Genomic DNA, 25,221 nt, shown 5'->3' on the forward strand with positions numbered 1-25,221 from the left:
AAGATTAGAAAAAGCTGCCCTAGATATGGCAGCTTAAATATTATGCTCATAACAATAATGATTGACCAGTTCTTCAATCAGATCATGCTCAGGAAACTCGCCGGAAAATTCAAAGCGGATTTCCTCGACGAACCGGCCGCGCCGGTACACATGAATCGCCCCGTTCTGTCTTGTCACGCTGAACTCCGGTTCAAATGTATAGCCGTTCCGCTCGATTGCGCCCATCTAGCCTCGCCCGCCTTTCAAAACAGCAGTTCATACACTTCATTTAATTCCCTCGTCCGCTGATGATCCTGTTCATTCAAGGCATATTTCATCTCATGTTCCAGCACCGCGTTCAGAAATGCGGCTTCCCGCTCATCCAAGTGTCTGACAAATTCTTCTTCATTGTCGTATCTCTGAGAGGTGATTTTTTTGTAGATCCTCTGTCCCATGTCATGCTCAAGATGATTTGACAGCGATTCCCGCAGGTAGCCTAATGTTGTATCCATGCTTCGATCTCCTTTTTTACCCTATAGCTTGGGTGAAATCGATAGCATTCATGCACTTTTTCCTGAATTTTTTTATCCTGCCCGGTTTAGTGGATGTAAATCGGCCACCACCTTGGGGTATACTTCTATAAATGACGCAGTCACCGCTTCTCAAGGCCTCGAATTCATTCATGCTCCATCAGCCCGGCTTCTTTGCAAAGCTCAACCAGCTGATAAACGCCGGAAAATTGCCGGCGATTGCGCTGATGGATGCTTTTCAGCGCATGTTCCGTAACCTGTTTTGCCTTTTCAATGCTCTGATGTTCAACAGCCTGAACGATTTCCTTCATATGCTCCAAAAAATAAACGGTTCTTCTCAAGGTGCGGATTAATAAAATTTGCCTGATATGCACCGGAGTGAAAAGGCGATAGCCATTTTCAGGATCTCTTTCAGGGGAGATCAGGCCTTCTTTTTCCCAATGGCGGATGGCTGATGCCTGTACATTTGCGAGAGCCGCCGCTTCCCCTATCGTCATAAGCTGTTTCAGCTTATGGCCGGGGATGATCGGAAGCTCGGGATCCCGCAGTACGGCAAGCGTTTGATCGGCAGCGGCTTTTTCCTCCTGCAAATCGGCTTGCGCTTTGTTTACAAGCCAAAAGGCGGCATCCATGTCACCATTTTGAATATGACGAAGCACCATGCAGGTCAGCCCTACGCCAAATGCCGGAAACATGGCCCGAAGACAGCGGAAATAGGCCAGATGCAGCTTTGTATACAGCCGGTATCCATTCTCGGCACGTTCAGGCGCCGGAACGACGCCCCATGATTCATAATGGCGCAAAGCACTCGTACTGATGCCCAGTTCCCTTGCAATCTCAATCGGCTTGAAATACCTCATTACCCATCCTCCCCACTGATGATCGTACTTCACTATACCAAACCGGAGTACTGCCGTACAAACATTAGAGAAAATGATTAAAGTGCAAAGATAATCTTTGTTTAATAAACATGATACATGTTCATACAAACCTTATCACTTGCATCAATCTTGTAAAATTGGTTGTGAAGGATCAAATTGAAGAGAGGGAGGACAATATGAAGGTTTCCCATGAAGTACCGACTCCGCATGAGTATCTTGAACTTAGAAAGGCGGCGGGTTTGCGCGCCATTGATGAGGATGCCGCCAAAACGGCGCTGAACCGCTCGATTTTTTCAACTGTCGTTAGGGGAGAGCAGTCAGAGCTCATCGGCATGGGCAGAATCATCGGTGATGGCGGATGCTTTTTTCAGATCGTTGATATTGCCGTCAAGCCGGCTGGCCAAAATGAGGAATTAAAAAAAATGATTATGAACGAAATCACGGATTATCTCCGCCGGCACGCTCCCGCAGGCGCAGAGGTAATCATAATGGCAGATGTTCCTTCTATCGGTTTATATCAGACATACGGTTTTGATTACACCTATCCCTCATCAATCAGCTTGCGGAAAACATGTTAGACTCGAAAAAGCCCAATTTCTCGTAAAGAGCAATTGGGCTTTCGCGATTTTCTCGATAGTTTTTTTATTTTTGTGTATCGGTATTCATCCGCTTGCCGATTCTAAACACATAATAGCTGACGGCAACGACTGCGAGGAAAACAACCCCGACAATCAGAGACACGCGCGTGTCATCGTTGAACCACATGCCGACCAGCACCATCAGCAGAAATGCAATCGTCAAATAGTTTGTCACAGGGGCAAAAGGCATTTTGAACGGATGCTTGTCGATTTCAGCCCCTTTTGCTTTTCTGAATCCGATATGGCTCAGCAGGATGACGAACCACGGAATCATCCCCGGGAGCACACTCGCACTGTATACATACACAAAGATATTAGGCGGTGCGACATAATTTAAAACGACGCCGATGGCCAAGCCGATCAAAACGGCAATCGTGCCGTACAGTGGCACGCCATTTCGGGAAATCTTCGTAAAGAATTTCGGCGCTTGTCCGTTCACTCCCAATGTGTAAAGCATGCGGCCAGCGCTGAAAATACCGCTGTTGCAGCCGGACATGGCCGCCGTAATGACGACGAAGTTAATAATCCCGGCAGCCGCCGTAATTCCAACTTTCGCGAAAGTCGATACAAACGGACTTCCGATTGCATTCAGCTCATCCCAAGGATAAACGGTGACAATGACGAAAATGGCGCCGATGTAGAAAATTAAAATACGCCAAATAATGCTTTGAATCGCGTGTCTCAGCGTATTCTGCGGATCTTTTGCCTCCCCCGCCGTAATCCCGATCAGTTCGACCCCTTGATAAGCGGCGATGACGAGAGACAGCGCAAAGAAGAATCCTGAAAACCCGCCTGTAAAGAAGCCGCCGTGCGACCAAAGGTTTGAGAAGCCGATCGCATGTCCGCCGTTGCCGAACCCGAAGAAAATAATTCCGAACCCGGCCACGATCATTAATACAATCGTAACGATTTTAATCATCGCAAACCAAAATTCAAATTCCCCAAACGATTTGACAGAGATGAGGTTTGCCCCTCCAAGAATCGCCATTGCGATAATGCCCGGTATCCAGGCCGGCAGATCCGGAAACCAATACTGCATGTACTCGCCGACGGCGATGATCTCGGACATCCCGACGATCACCCACTGGAACCAGTTGCTCCAGGCGGTCATATAACCGGCCAGCGGATGGATATATTGATGGCCGAATGTCGCAAATGAGCCGGTGCTTGGCTCAACATACAACATTTCTCCCATTGCGCGCATGATAAAAAAGATAAAAATTCCGCAGATTGCATAAGCAAGCAGGACGGACGGTCCTGTCCACTTGATCGTGCTGGAAGACCCCATAAATAAACCGACCCCGATGGTGCCGCCCAGCGCGATCATTTGAATATGGCGCGCCCCCAGGCCTCTCTTCAGTTCCTTATTCGCCACTGTATTTCCTCCTCTTACACGGCTGATGTCAACCAAAATATGTGATAACGAAGCATATCTTCATCATGTCGGATGAAGTAGTAATAACAATCTGATAATTCCAAATGCTATATACCTCAAAATTTACTTATTCCATCATAATAAATTTCTCTCATAAATACAATTGTTTTTTTCAGAAGAACACATTATTTATAGCCGAAAAATTATTCCAACATAGAGAATATTTTGATAATTTAAGCGATAAAGAGAAAGCGGAACGCAGCTTGAAACAGCAATCAAAATGCGCTCCTTCTCCCTATGAAAAACAACGGCCGGCTGCCGATTCTTTTTCAACATGTAAAATATGATACAGCTCATCTAGCTTTTGTATTTGATAGGTTGGTACAATGCCAGTGTCATTGGGTTTCATTCCTGGATTCAGCCAGCATGTGTCAAGCCCGGCGATTCCGCCGCCTTTGATATCCGCGGTCAGGGAATCCCCGATGATCAATCCGGCTTCTTTAGAGAAATGAGGAATTCTTGCGAAAACATAGTCGAAGTATTCCTTCATCGGCTTCTGATAGCCGGTGTCCTCCGAAACAAAAATTCCTTTAAACAACGGATACAATCCTGAATCACGCAGCCGCTTATACTGCGTCTTTGACACACCGTTCGTCACAATGTATAAGTCATAGCGGCGCTGCAGCCTTGTGATTAATTCCAGGGCCCCGTCGATCAGCTGATGCCCTTCTTCAAGATAGCCGCGGTACTTCTTCTCCAGCAAGGCCCCATCGACCGTTCGGCCGTATTTTTTGAACAAAAGGGAAAAGCGGGTATTGACCACTTCATCACGGTCGATTTTTCCTTCTTCAAACGCCCTCCACAAGCCTTGATTCATTCTTTTATAATCGGCTTCGATTTCCTGTGTCAGCGGGATATTCTGCTCTTCAAAAAGAAGGCGCAGCGCTAAGCTTTCCGCCGCCTGAAAATCCAAAAGTGTATCATCTACATCAAAAAATAACGTACGGTATGTTTTCACAAGTCTGCCTCCGCTCTTACTAATCAAATTTGGTTGCCTTGATGCCTTTCAGCTCTTTTTCAATCGCGGTCACCGTTTCAGCTCTCTCCTGCTCCGTCTGGCAGTCGAAGACAAGCTGCTCGGCAAATTCCCACACATCTTCCAATCTGCGCCTCAGCTGATAAAACCGCAATGCCTGCTGATCCAATTGAAAACCTTTGTGCACTTGCCGATAGATCGTCATAAACTCGTGAAAGTACGGCTGATCCGCAAAAAACATCAGATCGGCTTCTACTGGTGCCAACTTCAATCCTTCCCAGTCGATCAATATGAATTCCCGTCCGGAAGTCATCAGATTCCAATTGTGAATATCAGTATGGCACAACGCAAGCCTCAAGCTGCCGCTTTTCAATTGATCAGACAGCTCCTCGGCCTTCTCCATCATATGATAGACGGAGTCTACATAAGGATCAAACAGTTCTGTGGTATTGCCGGGAAGTGCGCCGCCCAGCCATTCTCTCATTTGCCGCAAAAACGGTACAGCGAAGCTTTCTTTTATCCTGTCTGTTTTAACAGGTATGCCTTCTCCATATGTGTGAAGCTCTGCCGTGATTTCCGCAAGCTTTCGGATGTCTCCGCTGTGCAGCGGGCGGTCTCCAATCGTTTCTCCGTCAATATATTCATAAAGAAGGTAGATGCCATGGTCATCCTCACTTATAGGCGCCGCTCTTCGTTAAGACCGGCACAGGAAGGCTCCCCCTCAGCTGAGTATGATCGTTGAGCCACTGGACGATGGGAGCGTAGTCGTCGATCAGTGCCGTCCATTTCGCAGTGGAAGCTCTTTTTTTATCATACACCTTTAGAAAATAATCGGCATCACTGCCGGCCACTTTATAAGCGAGAGCCGACCATCCGCCTTTCTGCGGGGAAATGTTGACGCTGTCTATGCCGTAATAAACGTTCAATATGTTCTTGATGTCAAACATCACGTTCACCTCTTTTCAGGTCCGCGGCAAGAAAAGTGCACCCCCCAGAAAGCCGGGGGTGCAGCAAATGTATTAATAAATCTCTTTTGCGGCAGGTCTCAGCCGCTGAACATGCTTCAAGTATTGCTTGACATTGCCGGCGTCCACGAAGGGGTACTGATAACCCAATCGTTCTGCCGCTGCAATCGCAGTCTCTTCAAATAAATCGGTCGTCTTGAATAAAGCGCTCCACACTTCGCCATAGTCTCCGCCGGGATATGTTGCCAGAAGTCTTTTCCATGTCTCTTCATCAACATAGCGCTTCAGAAACTTGGCGTTTTTTCCAATGCTAAGCGAAAAATCGGTTTCGATTCCGACTTTCCATTCGAGCATCTTTAACAGCATCGCCCTGACCAGATTCAAATGATCAAGCGCATAAAGAATTTCCCGCCTCCACAAGCCTTTGGCCACATATGTCGCAGTCCACCAGCACTCATTGCAGCAGTCTGCAAAAGATTGTGCTGACGGCTTTTTCACCCAATACTCCTCATCTGTCGGCGGCGGAATGGCAGGCAAAGCATCATCCTTATCAAGCAAGATGGCGGTCAGACCGTCTTCACGGCAATATTCATCCTTTTCTGCTAAAGGAATGAGCATCAAGTCAATCCGGTTGCCGTCCGTAAACAGCATCATATAGGTAAAACGGCCGCCAAGCTCATTCGGAAACAGCTCCATGTCTTCCGGCGTCTGCATGATGATCCTTTCTCCGAACACATCGATCCAATCCGGATCATCGAGAAAAGACTGCACATCTGTCACCAGATACGCAATATCATAATCCCGAAAAGGGTCCTTGGGGACATTCGGATTCGTCCGTGAACCGTTCATGCCAACCGCTCTGACCCTGTCGTCCTCCTTGGCGACTTTTAACACCAGCTCCATCATTTCTTGTTCTGTACGCATATTCTGAACCTCCTATTATGTGGTTGTTTTTCAAACACAAAGGTATCAGGAGGTCCCCGAATGCAACGTTATGTAAAATGCTCCAAGAATGTCATGGGACGCCCTCCTTTTAATATGCCTGCTTCAGATGATTGTCGAGGCGTTCAAACTGCGAAGAAACACCCTGGATTATGCCCATATCGATGACCTGCTGCAACGCCTCTTCTGATGCAAATTCAGAGCGCATCACGAGCTTCGTTCTATGTTCTCCCTCAATGAACTCCACCTTCACCAACGTCTCCGGCATTCCGGAAACTGCATTCCCTTCCGCATCTGCAAACATATCAATGAACACAATCTTCTCAGGCGCCGAGATGTCTTGATAGACAGCCTTGCCCCAGGATTCCTGCCCGAAATACTCCCCCTGGTTCTCATCTGTACATCGCATGCAATAATGCCAAACGCCATTCGGTTTAAACGCAAACGAACGAACTTCGGTTTGCCAGCCCTTTGGCCCCCACCAGCTTTCCAACTGCCCAGCTTCCGAAAAAGCTTTAAACACCCGATCTCGCGGCGCATCGAAAAGCCGCTCCATGACAAGGGTTCTTCCTTCCGCTTTCACTTTCAAGCTGTTTGCTGTTTTGTCCGACATCATCATTTCCTCCTGAAATGGAATATTTGTAAAACAGTAAACCAGGCAAAAAAAACGTGAAGAAAAACATGTAAGCGCTTTCTCGAAGAAGTGTCAGCTTTTCTTCATAAATTAAATATAACGAAAAAGGTTATTTTCGCCAACATAAAAATCCCTATAGATGATTTTCATCTATAGGGATTATGCTTAACATGTGTTTCCATCGACATTACTTTGCAAAACTTCAATGAGAACTGTTTTTTCGGCTGCTCATCCCTCCGGCACTGAAAAAACATCAAGAGGGTTACAATACCTTTAACCAGGAACATTCTAATCGAAATTAAAATTTGCGGGAGTTACCTTTTTAAAGAACAAAACCCCATCATATTGCTGAACTGGTTTAAAAGAAATACGCAAGCCTCCCCCCTCCAAAGCCTTCCACTTATTTCCTCCCCACCTTGAGGTGCATGGTATAAAAAAATTTTGGTAAGGTGAGTTACTAAGCAACCATTCCAAATGCTTCTTGTTGACTTTTTTTATAGGATGATCGCCCCCTTGGTGATTCCCCATTCTTCCCTCCCCTGCATAAAAACCAATAACAAAGCTGTCCTCTTTCATGGATGATGGAAGATTTTCCACAAATGATCGATAAGGGGAAAAACGATTCGCACTGCTCTGTTTTTTGATGTGAAGATTGTGTGCCCATATGATAAATTTTTCATCAGGATATACATGCTGAGATAAAAATTCAAGATTCTTTGCCATTAATTCATCTCGATACTCAAACAATTTGGAAAAACCTTTTGTAAAATTCGCCTTAAAATAATTTATTCTGTTTTTCATCGTTTGTAACACGACATCACGTAGCATGGCAGAGGGAAAAGTCTGTTTCTCAAGCCCCTTCATCAGTTCTTGGCCCATGCCTTCAATCTCTTCTACTGTTTTCCTAAAACGTCTTTTCAATATGTAATCTTTATCCAGCATCTCATTTGTGCGCGTATCAAATTCTACATACATCTTCCTCAGGTCCCCTGTCAAATGCGAACGCATGTAGGAAGAAAAGTGCTTATCCATGCTCTGCTGAACATCAACTCCTGTTAAATGCAATGGCTGCCGCTGTTGAGTTTCCTTCATATACTCAAACAAATCGAGCATAAATTCGTTTTGCCAAACTCTCCCGATGGAACCGGACATATATTCTTTGGAACTGAGTTCTTCTGAAAGATAATTTCCTATGGTGCAATCCCCCAATTCACTTTCAAAAGCAAGAATATGAAATCCTAATTCCTGATGCAGAAATTTAATTAAGCTTACCTTCGCTTCGCTGTATTCTTTGACACAATGGCTGCTTTCACCAAGAAACACAAATCTTTTATTTCCCAATATCTCTTTAAAGAAGTCAAATTTATAACCATTATCCTCTCCAATATTAATAGATTCATCTCTTATTTCATCAAATAAATCGTTCAATGGATTAGCACCCCCAATTAGATTGCTTGCTCATTGTTTGAATTGTACAGCTTAGTGTAAAAATCCTTTATTTCGAATCAATTGCAAATGGTTGCCCATCGCTTGAATCTCTCCGTCTTTTAGTACTAAATAAAAGATCCGCATCCTTAATAGTACTTAGCTTGTGAGCTATTACTATCGAGTGCACTTTAATTCATTTAAATGTTGTTCTATGACTTTTTCATTTAAGTTATCCAGAGAACTTGCTGCCTCATCCAGCAATAATATTGAAGGTCTTTGCAATGAAGCCCGCGCAAGCATGATTCTCTGTTTTTTAACCGCCGGAAATATTCATTGACATTTCTGACACAGGAGTGTGGTAACCCATTGGCATTTCCAATATCTCGTCGTGTATTTATGCAAGTTTTGCTGCCTTAAAAACTTTATCCATGGAAGGATTCTTAATCATTGCCTATGATAAGAATCGGTACGGCGGTAATCCGGCTTCTTCATAGACGGTCCGAAACTTGCATCTCCCACATTGATGCAAGTCAAGCGCAATTATCTCTTGAACAACACAAGTACCGTGCCCCCTGATCCCAAACAACAGCAGACACGATTTTAATACTAATTGTTCACATTCCACCCACCAAACCAGACCAAATGTCATAGTTCTAACCTCTCTATTTCGACATAAAACGACAAAATATAACAAGGTTGTCAGAATAAAATAGTTTATTTGATGGATGTCAATTTTTATCACAAGAACTATTATTGAAAAAGAGTGAAATTTGATCTAAACAAAGATAGGAGGAAGTTCACTTTGAAAGGTAAATTCATCAAACTTTTGTTGGTTTTAGCAGTCGCAATCGGGAGCTTCGCATCACTTGGTTTTATCGGCTCCGACACTGCGCAAGCAAAAGATCGTACGATAAAATCGACATCCAGTGTATCCGTTTTCCGAGAAGGAAAATTACACTATAAAAAAGCAACATACTCCAACACCTTCGGTTATAGCTGGGCTGGGCATCCATTTACAACACTAGATACATATCGTTCAGGCAAAGTAAACGCCACATTGCAATATAAAACAAAAAAAGGCTGGAAAAATTACAAAACTTTTTATGTTAATAAAAAAGGCCATACGATCTTTAAAGTGAGCAGTTACCTCGACTTGTACACGAAGTTCAGATACAAATTTGAGAATATTGGTTCAAAAAAGCCTATTCCTTACAAATTCTATTCTCATACAACGCTTAAGTTCAGCCGCGCTGAAGCGATTGCATTTGCTAATTCAAATCCTGCAAAAACAACGGAACAGATTCGAAAAAACAAATACGGTGTAAATGTGGCCCGAAAAGGAAGCCTATTTTATAAAAAACCAACATACACAAACACATTCGGTTATTCGTATGCGTACAAATTGAATGGAGTCATCACCGGATTTTGTGGTACATCAATTGATACAGATCGTTCAGGCAAAGTAAAGGCCACATTGCAATATAAAACAAAAAAAGGCTGGAAAAATTACAAAACTTTATATGTCACAAAGAAAGGCTATACATACCTTAAAGTCGACGTTCGCAACCTTGGCTTCCACACGACATACAGATACAAATTTGAGAATGTCGGTTCTAAAAAGCCTATTCCATACAGATTTTATTCAAGTACACCCTATAAATATATAAAATAAAGCGTGTCTTTTCTCATATCCAGTTAAACAAAGGCTCCTGTTTCTACAGGAGCCTTGTTATACTCTCTTCCTTGAATAACGCCGCGCTTAAACGGCAAATATGGCAGTTTGCCGCCTAATCAATGCTTTCACAAATGATTCCCTGGATGCCGCTGCAAAGGGGAATGACAATTCAAAATCAGCGGTGGAAACCCATAACGAAACAGAGGCTAGATCATCCCCTTGACCTCTTTTAGGAGTCATTGTTTAGCAGGATCTCCCGTCAACATCGCATTGCAAAGCATCTGCCGATTGTATTTTCCCGCTTTCCTCTTCTATCACCTGTTCAAACACTTCTTTAGCCGCAGCCCCGGCGATTCGCTCATTGCCGATGATAAAAGTCGGCACGGCGGTAATGCCGACTTCTTCATAGGCGTGCTGAAGCGCCTGCTGCTGGGTTTTTTGGTATGTTCTCGCTGCCAGCGCTTCTTTAAAAGCCTTCTCGTCCAAGCCCGCTTCTTTTGCAAGCTTTGTCAGCACCTCGATGTCACCGATGTTTTGCTCTTCCTGGAAAAATGCACGGTAAACCCTGTCATTGTATTCTTTCGCTTTGCCGTGCTCTTTCGCAAAGTGAAAGCCTTCATGGGCCAAATCTGTATAAGGATGCGGCGAGACGTCCGGCAGCTTCATGTCGATCCCCCACGCTTCTATTCTCGGCGCGATGGCGTTTTCCCACATCGCCAATTTCTGCGGATCATTCAACGGATCCAATGGTTCGGCAGGACGCGGGCGCAATTCAAACGGAAGCCATTCCACCTCCACATCCTTTCCGTCAATCGCTTTCTCAAACTGGTCTTTCCCAAGAAAACAGAATGGGCAGACATAATCAGAATATACTTTTACTTTTATTGTCATGTGTTTTTTCCTCTCTTCCATCCATTTGTAACTATAATAGTTACAAATGGATCGCCTGTCAAGAATCCTTTCATATGATCTTGACATGTCCCGGAAAATCACTATACTAAAAAAGACAACATGTTGTCTAAAGGAGTGGAAAAATGGATTTTTCAAAAGAACTAAAAGATTTGTTCTTGATGCAGCAAGCTTACGCTACGTTGTTCTCGGTTTTAAACAAAATTCAAATTCGCGGTGATGAATATTTTGAAGAATTGACATCTAGGCAATTTATGACGATTGTCGCTATCCTTCACTTGCCCGAGGATGAAACAACAATCAATAATATTGCCAAAAAGCTGGGCACATCAAAGCAGAATGTGAACAGACTCATCAACAGCATCGAAAAAAAAGGATATGTGCTCACAGAACCAAGCAAACGCGACAGACGTGCGGTCAATGTAAAAATCACTGATTCAGGAAAAAAGGTCATGGAGGAATGCGGGGAAAAAGCGATTTATTTTATGGCCGATATTTTTAAAGAATTTTCGATGGAAGAGATCGAAACGCTGTGGAACTTGTTGAAAAAGCTGTATCGCTATGACGGGGAAAAGCAGGATGGCTTTGAAGAAACAGCGCCTGAATTTGAACTCGAACAAAACCGGGAAGAGCTACAAGCCAGGGTATTGCAGGAATTTTCAAGACGAAGAAAAGAGGATGTCCAGTGACCAGTGTTGTCGAAGTTGAAAATCTACGCAAAAATTATAACGAAAAAGTTGCCATAAACGGAATGAGCTTTGAAGTAAAAAAGGGAGAAATTCTCGGCCTTTTAGGCCCGAACGGAGCTGGCAAAAGTACAATGATCAATATTTTAGCCACCGTTTTATCTCCTACAAGCGGAAACGTAAAAATGTTCGGGCGCGACTTGAAAAAAGGTGCCAAGCACGTGAAGCAAGGGATTGGAATCGTTCCTCAAGACCTTGCTATTTTTGAGGAAATCTCTGCCGAGAAAAACGTACGGTTCTTTGCCGGCCTCTACAACCTGAAAGGAAACGTTTTGGACAAGCGGGTCGAGGAAGCATTGAAATTAGTACGGCTATATGAACGAAAAGACGATAAACCGAAGACCTTCTCAGGGGGCATGAAAAGAAGGCTGAATATTGCCTGTGGAATCGCCCACCGTCCGGAGCTCGTCATCATGGATGAACCTTCTGTAGGGATTGACCCCCAGTCCCGAAATCACATTTTGGAATCGATAAAAACGCTGAAGAACAACGGAGCGACTATTATCTATTCCACGCACTATATGGAAGAGGCCGAAGCCATTTCAGACCGTATCATGATCATGAATGAAGGTCAAATCATCGCGCAAGGGACAAAAGAAGATTTACACCAAAAAGTAAAAAATCAAACAGCATATGCCTTCCAATTAACGCAATCGGAACGGGTAAACGTTGGTCTGATTTATCAAATTGAAGGGGTAAAAAGCGTTCAGATGACTGAGGATACCTTTGAAATTACCGTTGACCAATCAAATGACCATGTTGGCGACATCATCGCAGCGCTGACGAAAGAAGGCTGCCAAATCATAAACATGGCAAGCAAAAAAGCTTCTTTAGAAACTGTCTTCCTAGAGCTCACAGGAAGATCCTTGCGGGACTAGGAGTGATCGAGATGAAGTTTTTAAGAATGATCAAGTTTGACATGTTAAATATCGTCAGAAATCCAACGCTGCTTTTCGCCAATACCATCTTTCCTTTCATCTTGATTGCGATGATGGGGTTTGTGACAAAAAACAATTTCGGCGGAAATACCGTCAGCTCATACGACTACTACGGGGTCAACATGACAATTTTTTCCGCCATGCTGATTACGATGACAGCTGCAAACACGTTTATGGAAGAAAAGGTGAAGAAGGGAAATATCCGCATGGTATATGCTCCGGTTTCCAGAGCTTCAATTTATCTATCGAAATTGCTCTCCACGTATATCTTCGGAACCGTTTGCTACTGCAGTGTCTTATTTTTAGGCCAAACACTTTTTCATTTGAATCTCGGTGGACGGTATCTCCCGTATTTGATGTTGTTAATTGATGCCCTGGTTTTGTTTGGCTGCTGTTTTGGCACGATGTTTTGCTGCATATTCAAAAATGAAGAGCGAGCAAACGGCATCATGCAAATCCCCGTCGCCTTTTTCGTCTTTTTTGGAGGTGTGTTTTTCGGAATTCACCGACTTGGAGAAATGATCAATTCAATTTCTATATTTTCGCCGGTGTATTGGGTTTCTGAATGTGCATTCCGGCTCATCTATGATCACGATTTCAGCATCTTCCTGCCGGTGACCTTATGTCTGTTGCTTGCCTCGATAGTCTGTACAGCTGTTTGCCATATTGCGTTTAAACCGGAGGAATATGTATGTTGAATGTATTTAGAAACAGGCTGGACCGGATGTTAACAAAAAAAGCGGTCCTGATCATTGCAGTTGTGGTTGTTCCGCTTATGATCGCAGCGGCCATCTTCTTCTCCAACCAAACAATTGTAAAAGATAAGATCGCCTTTATAACCGCTGGCTCACAACATATCCCAAGCGACCCGAAAGCAGACGTCTTACAAGTGGATACGAAACCTCCTCTTTCCTCACTTGTATTAGGACAGTACAACTTTTTGGTCGAAGAAAAAGGAAGCGGCTATAAGGTCACCACGTTGAGAAATCAAACCGATCAAAAAAGAATTGAACAATTTTTCAAAACAGGACACCTGCCGGAAAGCTACCGGGGAGATGATCAAATCCACAATGACCGGGGGATCGGAACGAATATTTTAGGATTTATTGTGATGCTGGTGTTCATGCAAGGTGTGGCACTGACCGCTCTTTACCCGGAGGATCGCATGCTCGGTGCATTCAGGCGAATGCTTGCATCGCCTTTAAGCGTCGGTAAGTATTTGTTCGTGCAGTCGATTTTCACGTTTTTATGTTTGTATATTCCATCCTATCTGGCCATTGTCATCACCTGTCAGCTTTTCGGCGCAGAAATTGGCTACAGTTTCGGAATGCTGGCTGTATTGCTCTCAATCCTGACGGCAATGGCAACGGGTTTTTCGATCTGTATGACCTCTGTCATGAAGCGGAATATCAATTTAGCGGCGAGCGGAATCAGTGTCGTTACCTGTGTGCTTGCCGGCTGTTTCATTTCGTTTACGGGCAGCAACCCCATTCTGGACGCCATCTGTTCGATTCTGCCGCAAAATGCGTTCATGGCGTTCATTCATGGCGTAGAAGTCGGGCGGAGCGTGCTGGAATATAAAGGCCAGATTGTCTACTTGTTTATTTGGACGATCATGCTTTGGCTTATTGGATTTTTTGTCACAAAACGGAGAATAGGGAAAGGAATTTATGAATAGCGTTCTAAAGTCAGTTTACGCTGACTTTAGAAGCTTATTTTTTTATTAAAAACTTTTTTCCTTGGAACTTTATGAGATATATAGCGTAATATTATGCGTTATGGTGTACGCTTATTTTGGAAGAAGGGGGCATTCCATTATCACACGATGTTTAGCTCATAAAAACTAAATAAAGGAGTTTAGCAATATGAAAACAGAGAACAAACCCGCCAGCTTAAAACCGTTCTTCTCATTGATTCTCTCGACAGGCATTCCTAGACTCGCTCTAACCATCGGCTTAATCGCAAGCCTTGTCACCACATTGGTCGGACTATCAATTCCGCTGCTTACACGGGAATTGGTCGACGGCTTTTCCGCCAGTTCGATCAGCATGGCTTTGGCGGGCATCCTTGCGCTCGTTTTTATCATTCAAGCGGTCTGCGATGGATTTTCCACCTATTTTCTTTCCTATGCCGGACAAAAAGTGGTCGCTTCATTGAGGGAGCGGATGTGGTTTAAATTGCTGCGCCTGCCCGTCCGGTATTTTGATGAAAAGACGAGCGGCGAAACCGTCAGCCGTGTCGTCAATGATACCGGCATCGTCAAAAGCTTGATTTCCGAGCATTTTCCGCAGTTTGTTTCGGGCATGATCACGATTATTGGAGCCGTTGTCATTTTGCTGATTATGGATTGGAAAATGACACTCCTCATGCTCATCTCTGTTCCGATTACGACCGTCATCATGATCCCGCTCGGCATGAAAATGCACACAATCTCTAAAACACTACAGGATGAAACCGCTTCATTTACCGGGAATGTCCAGCAAACGTTAAGCGAAATCAGATTGATGAAAGCATCAAACGCGGAGCATACAGAAAAAATGAAAGGGTTATCAGGCATTTCGAAGCTCTTTCAATACGGCCTCAAGGAAGCCCGTATATTTGCACTCGTCTCCCCGTTTATGCACCTTGTCATTATGATTGTGATCGTCGCCATCATCGGCTACGGCGGCATCCGCGTCTCTGAGGGGACGATGTCGGCAGGCTCGCTGATCGCCTTTTTGCTTTATCTGTTTCAAATCATCTTCCCGATCACATCGTTCACAATGTTTTTCACTCAGCTGCAAAAAGCAAAAGGGGCAACAGAGCGAATCATCGAGATTTTGCATACTGAAGAGGAAGAGGGCCAGGAAGGGCTTGAGATGGATATCTCCAATCTGCCGATACGTGTCGAGAATGTATCTTTCTCTTACGGCGATGACGAGCCTGTCTTGCGGGAGGTATCTTTCGACGTCGATCCCGGGCAGATGATTGCATTTGTCGGTCCGAGCGGCGGCGGAAAAACGACGATGTTCGGCCTCTTGGAACAATTTTACGAACCGGACTCAGGGGTCATTAATATCGGGGAAACACCGATCAACAAGCTGTCGATGAAGTCGTGGCGCAGCCAGATCGGCTACGTATCTCAAGACAGCCCGATGATGTCCGGCACCATCCGTGAGAACTTGTGCTACGGCTTGGACCACGCTGACAGCATTGACGATCAAAAACTGTGGAAAGTCGCGGAAATGGCTTATGCGGACACATTTATTAAACAATTTCCTGAGCAGCTTGATACGGAAGTCGGCGAACGCGGTGTCAAGCTGTCCGGCGGACAGAGACAGCGGATCGCCATCGCCCGCGCCTTTCTGCGCGACCCGAAAATTTTAATGATGGACGAAGCGACAGCCAGCCTCGACAGCCAGTCGGAAAGCATTGTCCAGCAGGCCCTCTCACGCCTCATGAAAGGACGGACAACCTTCGTCATCGCCCACCGGCTCTCAACGATCGTAAATGCCGATCAAATTATGTTTATCGAAAAAGGCAAGATTACCGGAATGGGACGGCATCATGAGCTGGTTGCTTCGCACGCGCTGTATCGGGAGTTTGCGGAGCGGCAGTTGACATAGTCTCAGAAATATAAAAGGTGTCCCGAATGAGGATTCGGGACACTTTAAAAATTAAAATTTCACACAAAAGCGGTCAAGTATTCTCTTTTAGTCATTAAAATGAACTTATCTTTTGTATTATCCCTTTCTCAATAGAATCGGTAATTCTACCAGCACCTCCCCAGAGTTGTTGGCATTATTTCTAAGCTTCATTCTTCCATTATGCTGCTTGATTACCTTTTCGGTAAACGTTAATCCTAATCCATAATGGCTGTTATTCGTCCGTCCAAAGTTTTCGGTGTAAAAAAGTTCAGTGCCTTTTTGTAGAGCTTCCTCCGAAAAACCGGGTCCTTGATCGATGATAACAAATTGAATACGGTCTTTATCCTGCTTGACGATCATTTGCACTTTTTCATGCGGCGGCGTTCTTTCTATTCCGTTTAATACAATATTATTTATTGCTCGACTAAGCAGGATTACGTCTATATAAAGGCTAGCCTCTTTATGTGTCCAATCTTCGACAATGATATTATTACCCAAGCTTTTAACTTCGGCTTCCAGCTTGCACAAGAAATCGGTTACAGATACTTCTTCCATATTCGTATTGTCTTGTTTGTTGTCCAGGTTGATATCGATAACTTCCTGAATGTATCCTTCAATCTGCTGTATAGCATTCATAACGTCGCGGAAACTTTCCTTCTCATCCTCATCTGCCATAGCTTCCAAAAGCTCTATATTCCCTTTTATAACGGTCAACGGAATCTTTATATCATGTATCAAATAACTGATCTGTTCTGACTTTGAATTGGTAATCTCAATTTCCTTCTGAATGGATTTAACAAGTGCTTCCGATAAACTCTCCATTGCGCCCATTACATCTTTGTACTCATTAAATCGAACTCGCGGAAATTCGATATTTAAGTCTCTTTCTTTTATTTTACGGGCTACTTGGATAAGCTTTTGGTTTTCTTGGACAATAATTCGAGAAAAACTTCTTATATTCCAAACTAAATAAACACAATAAATTAAGATTGAAAAAACTGATATCCATACGCCAGGATTCGGAAATACCTTTCTTAATTCAATATTTGCAAACTGGATTTTCAAGCTATAATGAATCAAAATGCTTTCATATCGACTGTCATATCTTATAAAAGAGCTCATTCTATCCTTACTAGGATGCAGATAAGCTTCTATTGATCTTTGTTTATTTCTGGAACTCATATTACTCTTTACAATTTTGTTTGTTTGCTTATTAAAAATAGTATAATCCAGTTCTGGAGGAATGATGCTGGGATCAATATAATTGGCACTTTCAACTTTACTCTGTATTTTTTCCGCTTTTTTTATCGGTTCATTTGCCGGAAGGAAAAAATGATGATTGATTCCCCAAGTCACGAATCCAATATTCAGGGTCAAAATAAACAAACCTGCAAAACCTAATTTTGTAATCCATTTAACAAAATAAACCGATAACGTATTCTTTATTCCCATATATACCCTACACCCCAAACCGTACTGATAGGGGCTAAATTGAACTGGGCAATTTTTTTCCTTATCACTCTGATATGTTCAACCACGGTTGAAATTTGAGAATCGCTTTCAATTGAATAGACAGATTCATAAATATCTTCTTTAGAAAAGATTTTCCCCTTGTGTAATGCGAGCAGTTCACAAATTTTGTATTGAGTCTTAGTAAAGCTTACTTCCTCCCCTTTGATCATTACTTTTTTTGCTTCTAAATCAATCAGGATGTCACCATCGATAAATACACTTTTGGTGCCCTTTTTCGGCCTTGCTTCCCGCCTTAAATGAGCCTCGATACGCGCATTCACTTCATGGATACTGAACGGCTTTACAATATAATCATCTCCTCCAATTGATAAACCTTTAATTATTGAAGATTCATCACTTTTGGCAGTCATAAAAATGATCGGTATATCAATTAAAGATCTAATCTTCTCACAAATTTTAAATCCATCTTCATCTGGCATCATGACATCTAATAAAATGAGATTATATTTATTTAATTCCTCTATCGTGATATCTTTAATACTTTGCAAAGTTGTAACCTCATGTTTTTTTATACTCAACATTTTCCTGACCAGTCTTAGAATTGCAGCGTCATCATCAACCGCCAAGATTTTGGCCAAATTGAACCACCCTTTAATCGTTTGTTTTTTTTCCGGACCACCTATTTATCCAAACGATACTTAGAAGAATTATTCCTGTTGTCATAATTAAAAAAGAATAACCTCCCATTACAAGTGTAGAATTTCCAACCGGTTTTACACCTGTCATTTTCAAATAATCCATTACATATTCACCGAATCGGTTTGCCCAAGCCCAAGGCAGGAGCCACCAGATTTTATCTCCTATTGTGGTCAAGCACAGAGCTGCGATAATCACTCCTCCAAACCCACATATACTGCACATTCCTATCCCATAATTATAACCAACGAATTGATAGAAGAAATATTGAAAGATGGAAGTTCCTGCAAAAATTATACCTGTTAAATAGTAGAGAGTAAAGTTAACTTCACCTACTCCGATCAGGTGCTTCAGAGCTAGGGTATAGATTGATATCGTTAAAAATATCGCAGCAAAATAAGAGAATATCATCATTGTTGTTTGACTTGTGAATGAAACGGTTCTGCTCTGAATTAATCCAAGTATATTTTGAAAATGGCCTGCCTCGTTTTCAGAATCGGCCACCAGCCCACAAATAATCGAAATGATGACCGGTGTACCTACTCCAATTAATTCGAAAAAAATGATATAGCTCGCTTCCGCACCTACGGGTACATTCCTAAATAAGAAGTACATCACCAAAACACCAGATAAAACGAGCGGAATGCTTATGTGTAATAATGAAAATATACTTCGCTTTCTTTTTTTACATTCGCCAAGAAAACATCTATAAAATTGCAGCATTATTTCACCTCAAGTTTATTAAAAGACCTAACAGTAATCAATGTCAGTATGAAAAAAAATGTAAGGCTTAAAACAAGAGCAGTCGGAATAACTGAATAGCTCAGAAGTTCATCATTTTGCGGCAAAGGGATTCCATTAGAGTGTAGCTTCGTTAAAGGCATTTGCACTCTTAAATGCCAGCTGTATGGAACAAACCACCAATCTCCCGTAGGAGCAAAAACTGAACCTAAATTTAAATTAAGCATGCTATTCAACAGTAAGGTGATAAAAAGATTCGTTTTTCTAGAAAGCCACAAGCAAAACGGGATCTGCCATAGTGAAGCTATAAACATTAAGATAACCGCTAAAATACAAGAAGAAAGTGAAACCAAATATGGACTCGTCTTAACCAGCAAACTCGTTAGGATTATAAAAATTATTAACAGAAGAGACCCTAGCCCCATTAATCCAGTTGTAAATAAAACTCTGCTTATTTCCTTTTTTTGAAGATCTATTGGTAAGCCTATAATCGTTTTAAAATTCGTCGATTTTTTTTCAAGATTATTTAAAAGCCCAGTGGAAAGGGCTACGAACACGGATAGCCATAATATTCCCCAATGATTAATGATCGTTTCTGCACTCAGCCTTACTATCTCCGGGCCGCCTAGAAAATTAAAACCTAGTGCAAGAATGGAGCATATTAGGGGTATCACCAACAACATTTTTCTAATCATTGTTCTTTTTGTTTTTATCATTTCTGATTTTAAATATAAATACATTCGGTAACCTCCTATTGGGCTCTATGCTTTCGTACAACATCTGTAAATAGATTTTCTAAGTTATCATATGAATGATATTTACCTTCATAACCGAGTATTCCATTGCTGATAATGCCGATATCATCAGCTAAATGTTCAACTTCCGATAACAAGTGGCTGGATAAAAGAACGGTCATTCCCTGCTTCGGAAATGAAGCGATCAATTCTCTTAATTCTTGAATCCCAATAGGATCCAATCCATTAGTAGGCTCATCTAAAATTAATAGCTTGGGACGATTCAAAATGGCAAGGGCAATGCCAAGTCGTTGTTTCATTCCCATAGAAAAATTCATCACTTTTTTACTTCCCGTATTTGTTAACCCAACAACTTGAAGAACCTCCTGAATTCGCTCTTTTGGCAGGCCGAGAATCGTATTTATCACCTCAAGATTTTCTATAGCAGTTAAATTCCCATAAAGCGGAGCATTTTCAATTAAAGATCCGATATAAATCAAATCTTTCCTTGTCCACTGATTTCCATTGAAAATTACCTCTCCTGATGTTTGTTTGAGCAAACCGGATATTATTTTTAGCGTCGTTGACTTACCTGCCCCGTTGGGACCCAAAAGGCCGTAAACAGTGTTCTTTCTTACATTAATTGATACACCGTTTAAAATGGTCGATTTTTTGTATTTTTTGGTTAAGTGCCTCGTTTGCAAGATATACTCATTATTCATCTTCAAATAACTCCTTTTCGTCTTTATAAATGGAGTTTAGCAATAAAAAATCAAGACTCCATCAATATCGAAAAAAACAGATGATTGATCAGTTAATCTGTTCAACCATCTGTTTAAGATGTTTTTTAAAGTTCCTGTAAATGAAGCATCTTTCTTCGAACTCTCTGGCCATATAATGTTTGGTATGCGTAAACATATAGTTTATTTTCGAAATCGCGGTCAATCTCAAACAACCTATTAAAATGCAAGTGAATGATGCTCCCTATAATGTTAATGAAATCACTCGTATGTTTATTGCTTCTGTTAATATGTTCTCTATAGACGTTAATACTTTTGCTTCTATATTCTAGGATATCAATAATTTGTTTTAGGTCTTCTCTTTTTTTAGCCTTTTCCCAATTGTTATAAGAATCTAGTTCATTGATGAAATCAAACTTTTCTTTTTTGAATTCCTTTTTATGAATGTCACTGTTTTTTAAGTTTAGCTGCAAGTAATTTAATTGATTTTCAAAAGATAATCCAAAGTCAATCAAGTAGTGAAGTAAGGAGATCACTCCAACTTGTTCTTGGCTCAGACTATTTTGTTTCATGACTTTAAGAATTTCCATCACAACTAAGCTATCATGGTAGAATAAATTTTCAGCATCCTTTATCAGCACCGACCCACCATACCTGTTGATTTCAGGGAAATAAGTATTGATGGTTACTTCATAAATGATGCTCATTTTTTGTAATTCAATTATGTACTCACTCAGCTTGTCGTAAATAATCTGAAGATTGTTTGGTTCTATTGAACGAAACCTCAATCTTATATGAGGTTTTGGGTCATTGTATCGCATATAAAAAAACTTATCATAAACACTCCTATCCAGTTGTGTTGAAATGAAGTATTTCATGTATTCTATTAATTCATCTTGGCGGTCTTCAGGGCCATAGAGTTTTAAAAACAGCCATTCTTTAAAAGGAGGATAGCTAACCTGCTGATATATACTTCCATTAAAGAATTCTTTCTTACTCTTATTGTCTCTGTATTCCTCTTTTAGAACAAAAGGAATTACCGCCTCTGCTGAGAAATATTCCTCACCTAAGGTAATAGCGGGGTTTCCAGCCTCTGCTTTCTCTAAAAAAGTACTTGGAAACTTGAATAAATTCTTATACAACAAGTTGAGGTTAGTTTTTCTTGATAAATCCAATAAAATTCGATTATCAGCAAATTGAAAATAAACATTATCCGGGACTGAATAAACTCTTCTGAACTTTTGGAATTCCGCCATAAATTCTTCAATTTTTGGGGCTCTTTCAAACTGCCCTCGCAGATTTTGTAAACTCCATTTCTCATTTGAGAGAATAATATTTTCATATCGAATTTCTGGTATATGAATAAATTCTTTATAATATGCACCCCATGGAGTATTACTCCATTCTAAATCCTGATTTAAGGAGATATCGCTCAATAATCGAATGATATTGCTTGAAGAGCTCAGATTTAGCATATTCATTCCTGATATATTCAGCAATCTTCCATTCCGTTTATTTTTCAAATAAAACTTTTCATTGTCACATCCAACAAGAATATCAGCTAATGTTAATTCATTGTTCGGATTATATGAATTAGTAAACATTGAAAGGTTATACTCTCTTGGTGTATTGATACGGGTAACATTCGCCATTCTAATGTTTGATGGAACAAAACACAGCTCCACTTGATCGATTTCACTTTCTTTTAACTCTCTGCCTACTTCGTCCAACACTTCAGAAAATCCATCGCTCAAATAACTAAATCTTCCAAATGTTTTCCCTGCAGCAGATGAACCTATATTGGGTCCCAAAAAAAGAAGATTTTCTCCGTTATTATTTTTTCTTATGATAAAATTTAATTCGAGAGAACTCGGTAACCTTTTCTCGTCTACCTTCATATTTAACTTGTTAATTTCTTCATCTGTTATGATAATAGGATGCTTATTTTCAACAGCAGCTAAATACTTATTCATAAAATATCTTTTCAAAAGGTTATGTTCTTCAGTTGTTACCGGAGTATCTTGAGTAAATCTATTTTTAGGCCTACTATAAGATTTTAAAGCACCAATTCCATTAACTTCATCTAAAACATCCGCTATTGGTACTTCAACGTAAGTTCCAAACTTCTCAATAAACTTTAAGCGATATTCTTCAAAAATATTTTTATAGCTTTTAGAGTCGTCAATTTCAGAAGCAAATTTCATTAATAATGTAATACATTTATTGATATTCTTGATATCTCTCTCATTTATATAAATTCCATCAACATCTAATTTTGTATCTACTTGTAAATATTTTTCATTTGTAAAAGAATGGATTCGCCTTAATTTTTCTTGGATTGTTAAATAATTTTTAGTTCCCTGGCCGATAGGAGCATCATTATACTTTCCAATCAGCACATCCACTTCATTGAGTGGTTTACCATATTTCTCGTATAAAAAGGGTATTTTTGACAATTTATTAATTGTGTAAGTTAGAAGATTCGTATTACAAAGGGGAGGTCTTATTTCAGAAATAATAAATTCTTTTTCAATCAAGGTTTTTACATAGGCTACAAGATCGTCAACATCCCTTTTCGGATATCTTTCTTGTAATGCCCGAACCATTTTTTTGAAACTTACATGTTCTTTTATACATAGCTTCTCAATAAGCATTAAGGGCTTACTGTAATTAACATTGATTTCTACTGTCTTTCCATCCAAGTTATAAGGAATATGTAGGCGATTACCTTTACGATAAGATGCTGTGTTCATTTTAAACTTTAAGTCATAAAAATGCTCTACTTCTATCTTTTTGATAAGTTTAAATAACCATTCTGCATCAATACGACTTTTCTTTTTAATATTGATTTTTGAAGGCTTGGACGCCTCAGTCTTCTTTAGATCGAGTATTCCAACTCCTGTAAATAAACCAAAAGGAGTGGTTCTAGTCGCAGCTCTATTAATATAGTTTCCCAGGGAAGCAATCAGGTTTCTCTTCTTTTTCTTAGATAATGTAGAGAAATCTTTATTTACTAACGTTTTATAAATATTTTCGCTTGCTACCAAAAGCTGTTCGCATAAAAATGTATCGTTCTTTATCGCCTCTATACTTTTTTCGATGTCATAAAATCTTTCCATTAATGAGTTTGGATGTAACGGTACTCTAAGCATATATTTACTTATAGGTTTAAAATAACTTGTCATAATAGTCTTTCCTTTCTCCAAATTAGTCATCTAATAAAAAGGCAACATTCCATATCGAAGGACTGTTCTCTTCAAAAGATAGAAGGGATAGCAATATTCCCGCCACACCTTGTAAAAGCCCTATTGAATTAAGTTTCAATTTATAGTTATCCTTAATTTCAATATCGCAATAACCGAAGGGATTTATAAAATCAAAAAATTCTTGGGTCTTTGATTTTAAGCGCTTTGATTCATTATCAAACTCCTGCACACCCGTTTTTTCATAAAATCTTTTATAAAGATACGATATACCAGCATAACCATGACAAAAGGAAGGCGAAAAGATTTTCTGTTCATTTCCGATTAGATCCTTCATGGCTTGTTTTGCAATCTCGGAAAGTTCCCTATCATTTAATGCTTCAGCGGCAGTCAATAACGAAAAAGCTGTTCCAGGTGTTCCATAGCACCAAGCTGAACGTGTCGGTAGACGAAGTGGACATTCTTGGTTAAAATATTGTTTTACGTCTATCATCCCCCCCCAATTATTGTCATACTGATTTTTGAGTTTTACTAAATCATAGGCTATTCTTTTTATAGCTTCGAAATGCCCTTTTACAAGAATCCCTCTTTTATAAGCCTTACTTAAAATAATTAAAGGGCCAGGAATTCCATGTGACAAACCTACATTCAATATTCCGTTCTTATAGGTTTCTTTTTCACTATCTGAAAATAAAAACTCATTTATTATGTGCCAATTGGGTATTTTTTCACCTGAAAATTCCTTATAACCAGATAAAGAAACAAAATAGGTCAAGATTTTTTTTAAATACTTTTCACTTGTCGGATCATTTTCTATGATGAAAAGATAATTTGCGATTCCTGCTAATCCTTCCATGACATCATAGTCAAACATCTCATAGTTCGTCTTAAAGTTTAAATTGGTTAGTATTTCATCTAATTGGTCGTACAAAAAACGATCTAAAGACTTTTGTAATTTAGAATAGTAAAGCCCCCGCATACTAGCTATTCTTATCGAAAATGCAATTCCCGCAGTCCCTGAAAATAATGAAGCTCCAAATATTCCTCTCTCATTTATTAAATTAACAATCTGCTGGACATACCTATTGGAATACTCTATCCAGCAATTCTCATTATCAGTAACTCCCAAATTACTAAACAATATGCATAAAGAAGGATAACCATGACTAAGAGTCATTGGAGAAAGTGTTTGTGTAATCTCTCCTGCATTACGATAATTTACTTCATTTCTTTTCGACTCCGTTTCTACGTACGATATGTCGGCAATTCGTGAAGCAATATCCCGAATACTAGTTTTGGTTTTTATGCTATCCAACATATTGATCTAACCTC

General features: G+C 40.7%; 23 protein-coding genes and 1 pseudogene. 7 read left to right on the plus strand and 17 right to left on the minus strand.

What is annotated here, in order from left to right; translation table 11 throughout:
* Positions 1-33 precede the first annotated feature (33 nt).
* The 3 genes from BTR1S_RS12810 to BTR1S_RS12820 form a co-directional block, all read right to left on the minus strand.
* Positions 34-225 carry a YbxH family protein gene (locus BTR1S_RS12810; RefSeq protein WP_006640002.1) on the minus strand — a complete coding sequence of 64 codons (192 nt, stop codon included), beginning with the start codon at positions 223-225 and terminating at the stop codon, positions 34-36.
* A gap of 17 nt (positions 226-242) precedes the next feature.
* On the minus strand, positions 243-491 hold the full coding sequence (locus BTR1S_RS12815; RefSeq protein WP_006640001.1) for a sigma-G-dependent sporulation-specific acid-soluble spore protein CsgA: 249 nt from the start codon (positions 489-491) through the stop codon (positions 243-245).
* Between the two features lie 164 nt (positions 492-655).
* Entirely contained in the window at positions 656-1,369 is a 714-nt protein-coding gene (locus tag BTR1S_RS12820; RefSeq protein WP_006640000.1) for a TioE family transcriptional regulator, read from the minus strand.
* 197 nt (positions 1,370-1,566) lie between these two features.
* Between BTR1S_RS12820 and BTR1S_RS12825 the strand changes: the two genes are divergently transcribed.
* Positions 1,567-1,968, plus strand: a complete 402-nt coding sequence (locus tag BTR1S_RS12825) for a GNAT family N-acetyltransferase (RefSeq protein ID WP_006639999.1) — start codon at positions 1,567-1,569, stop codon at positions 1,966-1,968.
* 64 nt (positions 1,969-2,032) lie between these two features.
* Here the strand turns inward: BTR1S_RS12825 and BTR1S_RS12830 are convergent, their stop codons facing one another.
* The 6 genes and pseudogenes from BTR1S_RS12830 to BTR1S_RS12855 form a co-directional block, all read right to left on the minus strand.
* Entirely contained in the window at positions 2,033-3,403 is a 1,371-nt protein-coding gene (locus BTR1S_RS12830) for an amino acid permease (RefSeq protein ID WP_006639998.1), read from the minus strand.
* 295 nt (positions 3,404-3,698) lie between these two features.
* The gene (locus BTR1S_RS12835) at positions 3,699-4,421 is read right to left on the minus strand and encodes a YjjG family noncanonical pyrimidine nucleotidase (RefSeq protein ID WP_006639997.1); all 723 of its coding nucleotides are present in this window, start codon (positions 4,419-4,421) and stop codon (positions 3,699-3,701) included.
* A gap of 19 nt (positions 4,422-4,440) precedes the next feature.
* A pseudogene (locus tag BTR1S_RS12840) lies at positions 4,441-5,386 on the minus strand (aminoglycoside phosphotransferase family protein).
* 72 nt (positions 5,387-5,458) lie between these two features.
* On the minus strand, positions 5,459-6,328 hold the full coding sequence (locus tag BTR1S_RS12845) for an aminoglycoside 6-adenylyltransferase (protein WP_006639996.1): 870 nt from the start codon (positions 6,326-6,328) through the stop codon (positions 5,459-5,461).
* 109 nt (positions 6,329-6,437) lie between these two features.
* A complete protein-coding gene (locus BTR1S_RS12850; RefSeq protein WP_006639995.1) occupies positions 6,438-6,959 on the minus strand; it encodes an SRPBCC family protein in 522 nt (173 codons plus the stop codon).
* A gap of 309 nt (positions 6,960-7,268) precedes the next feature.
* Positions 7,269-8,408, minus strand: coding sequence for an erythromycin esterase family protein (locus BTR1S_RS12855; protein WP_029419485.1), 1,140 nt, complete (start codon positions 8,406-8,408; stop codon positions 7,269-7,271).
* 802 nt (positions 8,409-9,210) lie between these two features.
* On the opposite strand from BTR1S_RS12855, the gene BTR1S_RS12860 reads away from it, so the two are divergent.
* Positions 9,211-10,080: a hypothetical protein gene (locus tag BTR1S_RS12860; RefSeq protein WP_029419486.1), complete on the plus strand. Its 870-nt coding sequence runs from the start codon at positions 9,211-9,213 to the stop codon at positions 10,078-10,080.
* A gap of 246 nt (positions 10,081-10,326) precedes the next feature.
* Here the strand turns inward: BTR1S_RS12860 and BTR1S_RS12865 are convergent, their stop codons facing one another.
* Positions 10,327-10,974, minus strand: a complete 648-nt coding sequence (locus tag BTR1S_RS12865; protein WP_006639992.1) for a DsbA family oxidoreductase — start codon at positions 10,972-10,974, stop codon at positions 10,327-10,329.
* Between the two features lie 143 nt (positions 10,975-11,117).
* Between BTR1S_RS12865 and BTR1S_RS12870 the strand changes: the two genes are divergently transcribed.
* The 5 genes from BTR1S_RS12870 to BTR1S_RS12890 all read left to right on the plus strand — a co-directional run bounded on the left by BTR1S_RS12870 (position 11,118) and on the right by BTR1S_RS12890 (position 16,281).
* Entirely contained in the window at positions 11,118-11,681 is a 564-nt protein-coding gene (locus BTR1S_RS12870; RefSeq protein WP_029419487.1) for a MarR family winged helix-turn-helix transcriptional regulator, read from the plus strand.
* Positions 11,678-12,616 carry an ABC transporter ATP-binding protein gene (locus BTR1S_RS12875; protein ID WP_006639990.1) on the plus strand — a complete coding sequence of 313 codons (939 nt, stop codon included), beginning with the start codon at positions 11,678-11,680 and terminating at the stop codon, positions 12,614-12,616. Before BTR1S_RS12870 ends, BTR1S_RS12875 begins: the two co-directional genes overlap by 4 nt.
* Before the next feature lie 11 nt (positions 12,617-12,627).
* Complete coding sequence (locus tag BTR1S_RS12880) at positions 12,628-13,374, plus strand: ABC transporter permease (RefSeq protein ID WP_006639989.1); 747 nt, start codon at positions 12,628-12,630, stop codon at positions 13,372-13,374.
* Positions 13,368-14,354, plus strand: coding sequence for an ABC transporter permease (locus tag BTR1S_RS12885; protein ID WP_006639988.1), 987 nt, complete (start codon positions 13,368-13,370; stop codon positions 14,352-14,354). Before BTR1S_RS12880 ends, BTR1S_RS12885 begins: the two co-directional genes overlap by 7 nt.
* Positions 14,355-14,541: 187 nt before the next feature.
* Positions 14,542-16,281, plus strand: a complete 1,740-nt coding sequence (locus tag BTR1S_RS12890; RefSeq protein WP_029419488.1) for an ABC transporter ATP-binding protein — start codon at positions 14,542-14,544, stop codon at positions 16,279-16,281.
* A 117-nt stretch (positions 16,282-16,398) separates the two neighbouring features.
* Here BTR1S_RS12890 and BTR1S_RS12895 read toward each other — a convergent pair whose 3' ends face one another.
* From BTR1S_RS12895 to BTR1S_RS12925, 7 genes are all read right to left on the minus strand, one after another.
* Positions 16,399-17,754 (minus strand): sensor histidine kinase, encoded by a 1,356-nt coding sequence (locus BTR1S_RS12895; RefSeq protein WP_006639986.1) that lies wholly within the window; start codon positions 17,752-17,754, stop codon positions 16,399-16,401.
* Positions 17,745-18,413: a response regulator transcription factor gene (locus tag BTR1S_RS12900; protein WP_006639985.1), complete on the minus strand. Its 669-nt coding sequence runs from the start codon at positions 18,411-18,413 to the stop codon at positions 17,745-17,747. Before BTR1S_RS12900 ends, BTR1S_RS12895 begins: the two co-directional genes overlap by 10 nt.
* A gap of 13 nt (positions 18,414-18,426) precedes the next feature.
* A complete protein-coding gene (locus tag BTR1S_RS12905) occupies positions 18,427-19,194 on the minus strand; it encodes a lantibiotic immunity ABC transporter MutG family permease subunit (protein WP_006639984.1) in 768 nt (255 codons plus the stop codon).
* A complete protein-coding gene (locus BTR1S_RS12910; protein ID WP_006639983.1) occupies positions 19,194-19,952 on the minus strand; it encodes a lantibiotic immunity ABC transporter MutE/EpiE family permease subunit in 759 nt (252 codons plus the stop codon). Before BTR1S_RS12910 ends, BTR1S_RS12905 begins: the two co-directional genes overlap by 1 nt.
* An 11-nt stretch (positions 19,953-19,963) precedes the next feature.
* Positions 19,964-20,668: a lantibiotic protection ABC transporter ATP-binding protein gene (locus BTR1S_RS12915; RefSeq protein ID WP_006639982.1), complete on the minus strand. Its 705-nt coding sequence runs from the start codon at positions 20,666-20,668 to the stop codon at positions 19,964-19,966.
* Between the two features lie 125 nt (positions 20,669-20,793).
* Positions 20,794-23,871, minus strand: coding sequence for a lantibiotic dehydratase (locus tag BTR1S_RS12920; RefSeq protein ID WP_029419489.1), 3,078 nt, complete (start codon positions 23,869-23,871; stop codon positions 20,794-20,796).
* Between the two features lie 22 nt (positions 23,872-23,893).
* Positions 23,894-25,207: a lanthionine synthetase C family protein gene (locus BTR1S_RS12925; protein ID WP_029419490.1), complete on the minus strand. Its 1,314-nt coding sequence runs from the start codon at positions 25,205-25,207 to the stop codon at positions 23,894-23,896.
* Positions 25,208-25,221 lie beyond the last annotated feature (14 nt).

This window comes from Bacillus sonorensis NBRC 101234 = KCTC 13918, assembly GCF_001592005.1.
Taxonomy (GTDB): Bacteria; Bacillota; Bacilli; order Bacillales; family Bacillaceae; genus Bacillus; species Bacillus sonorensis.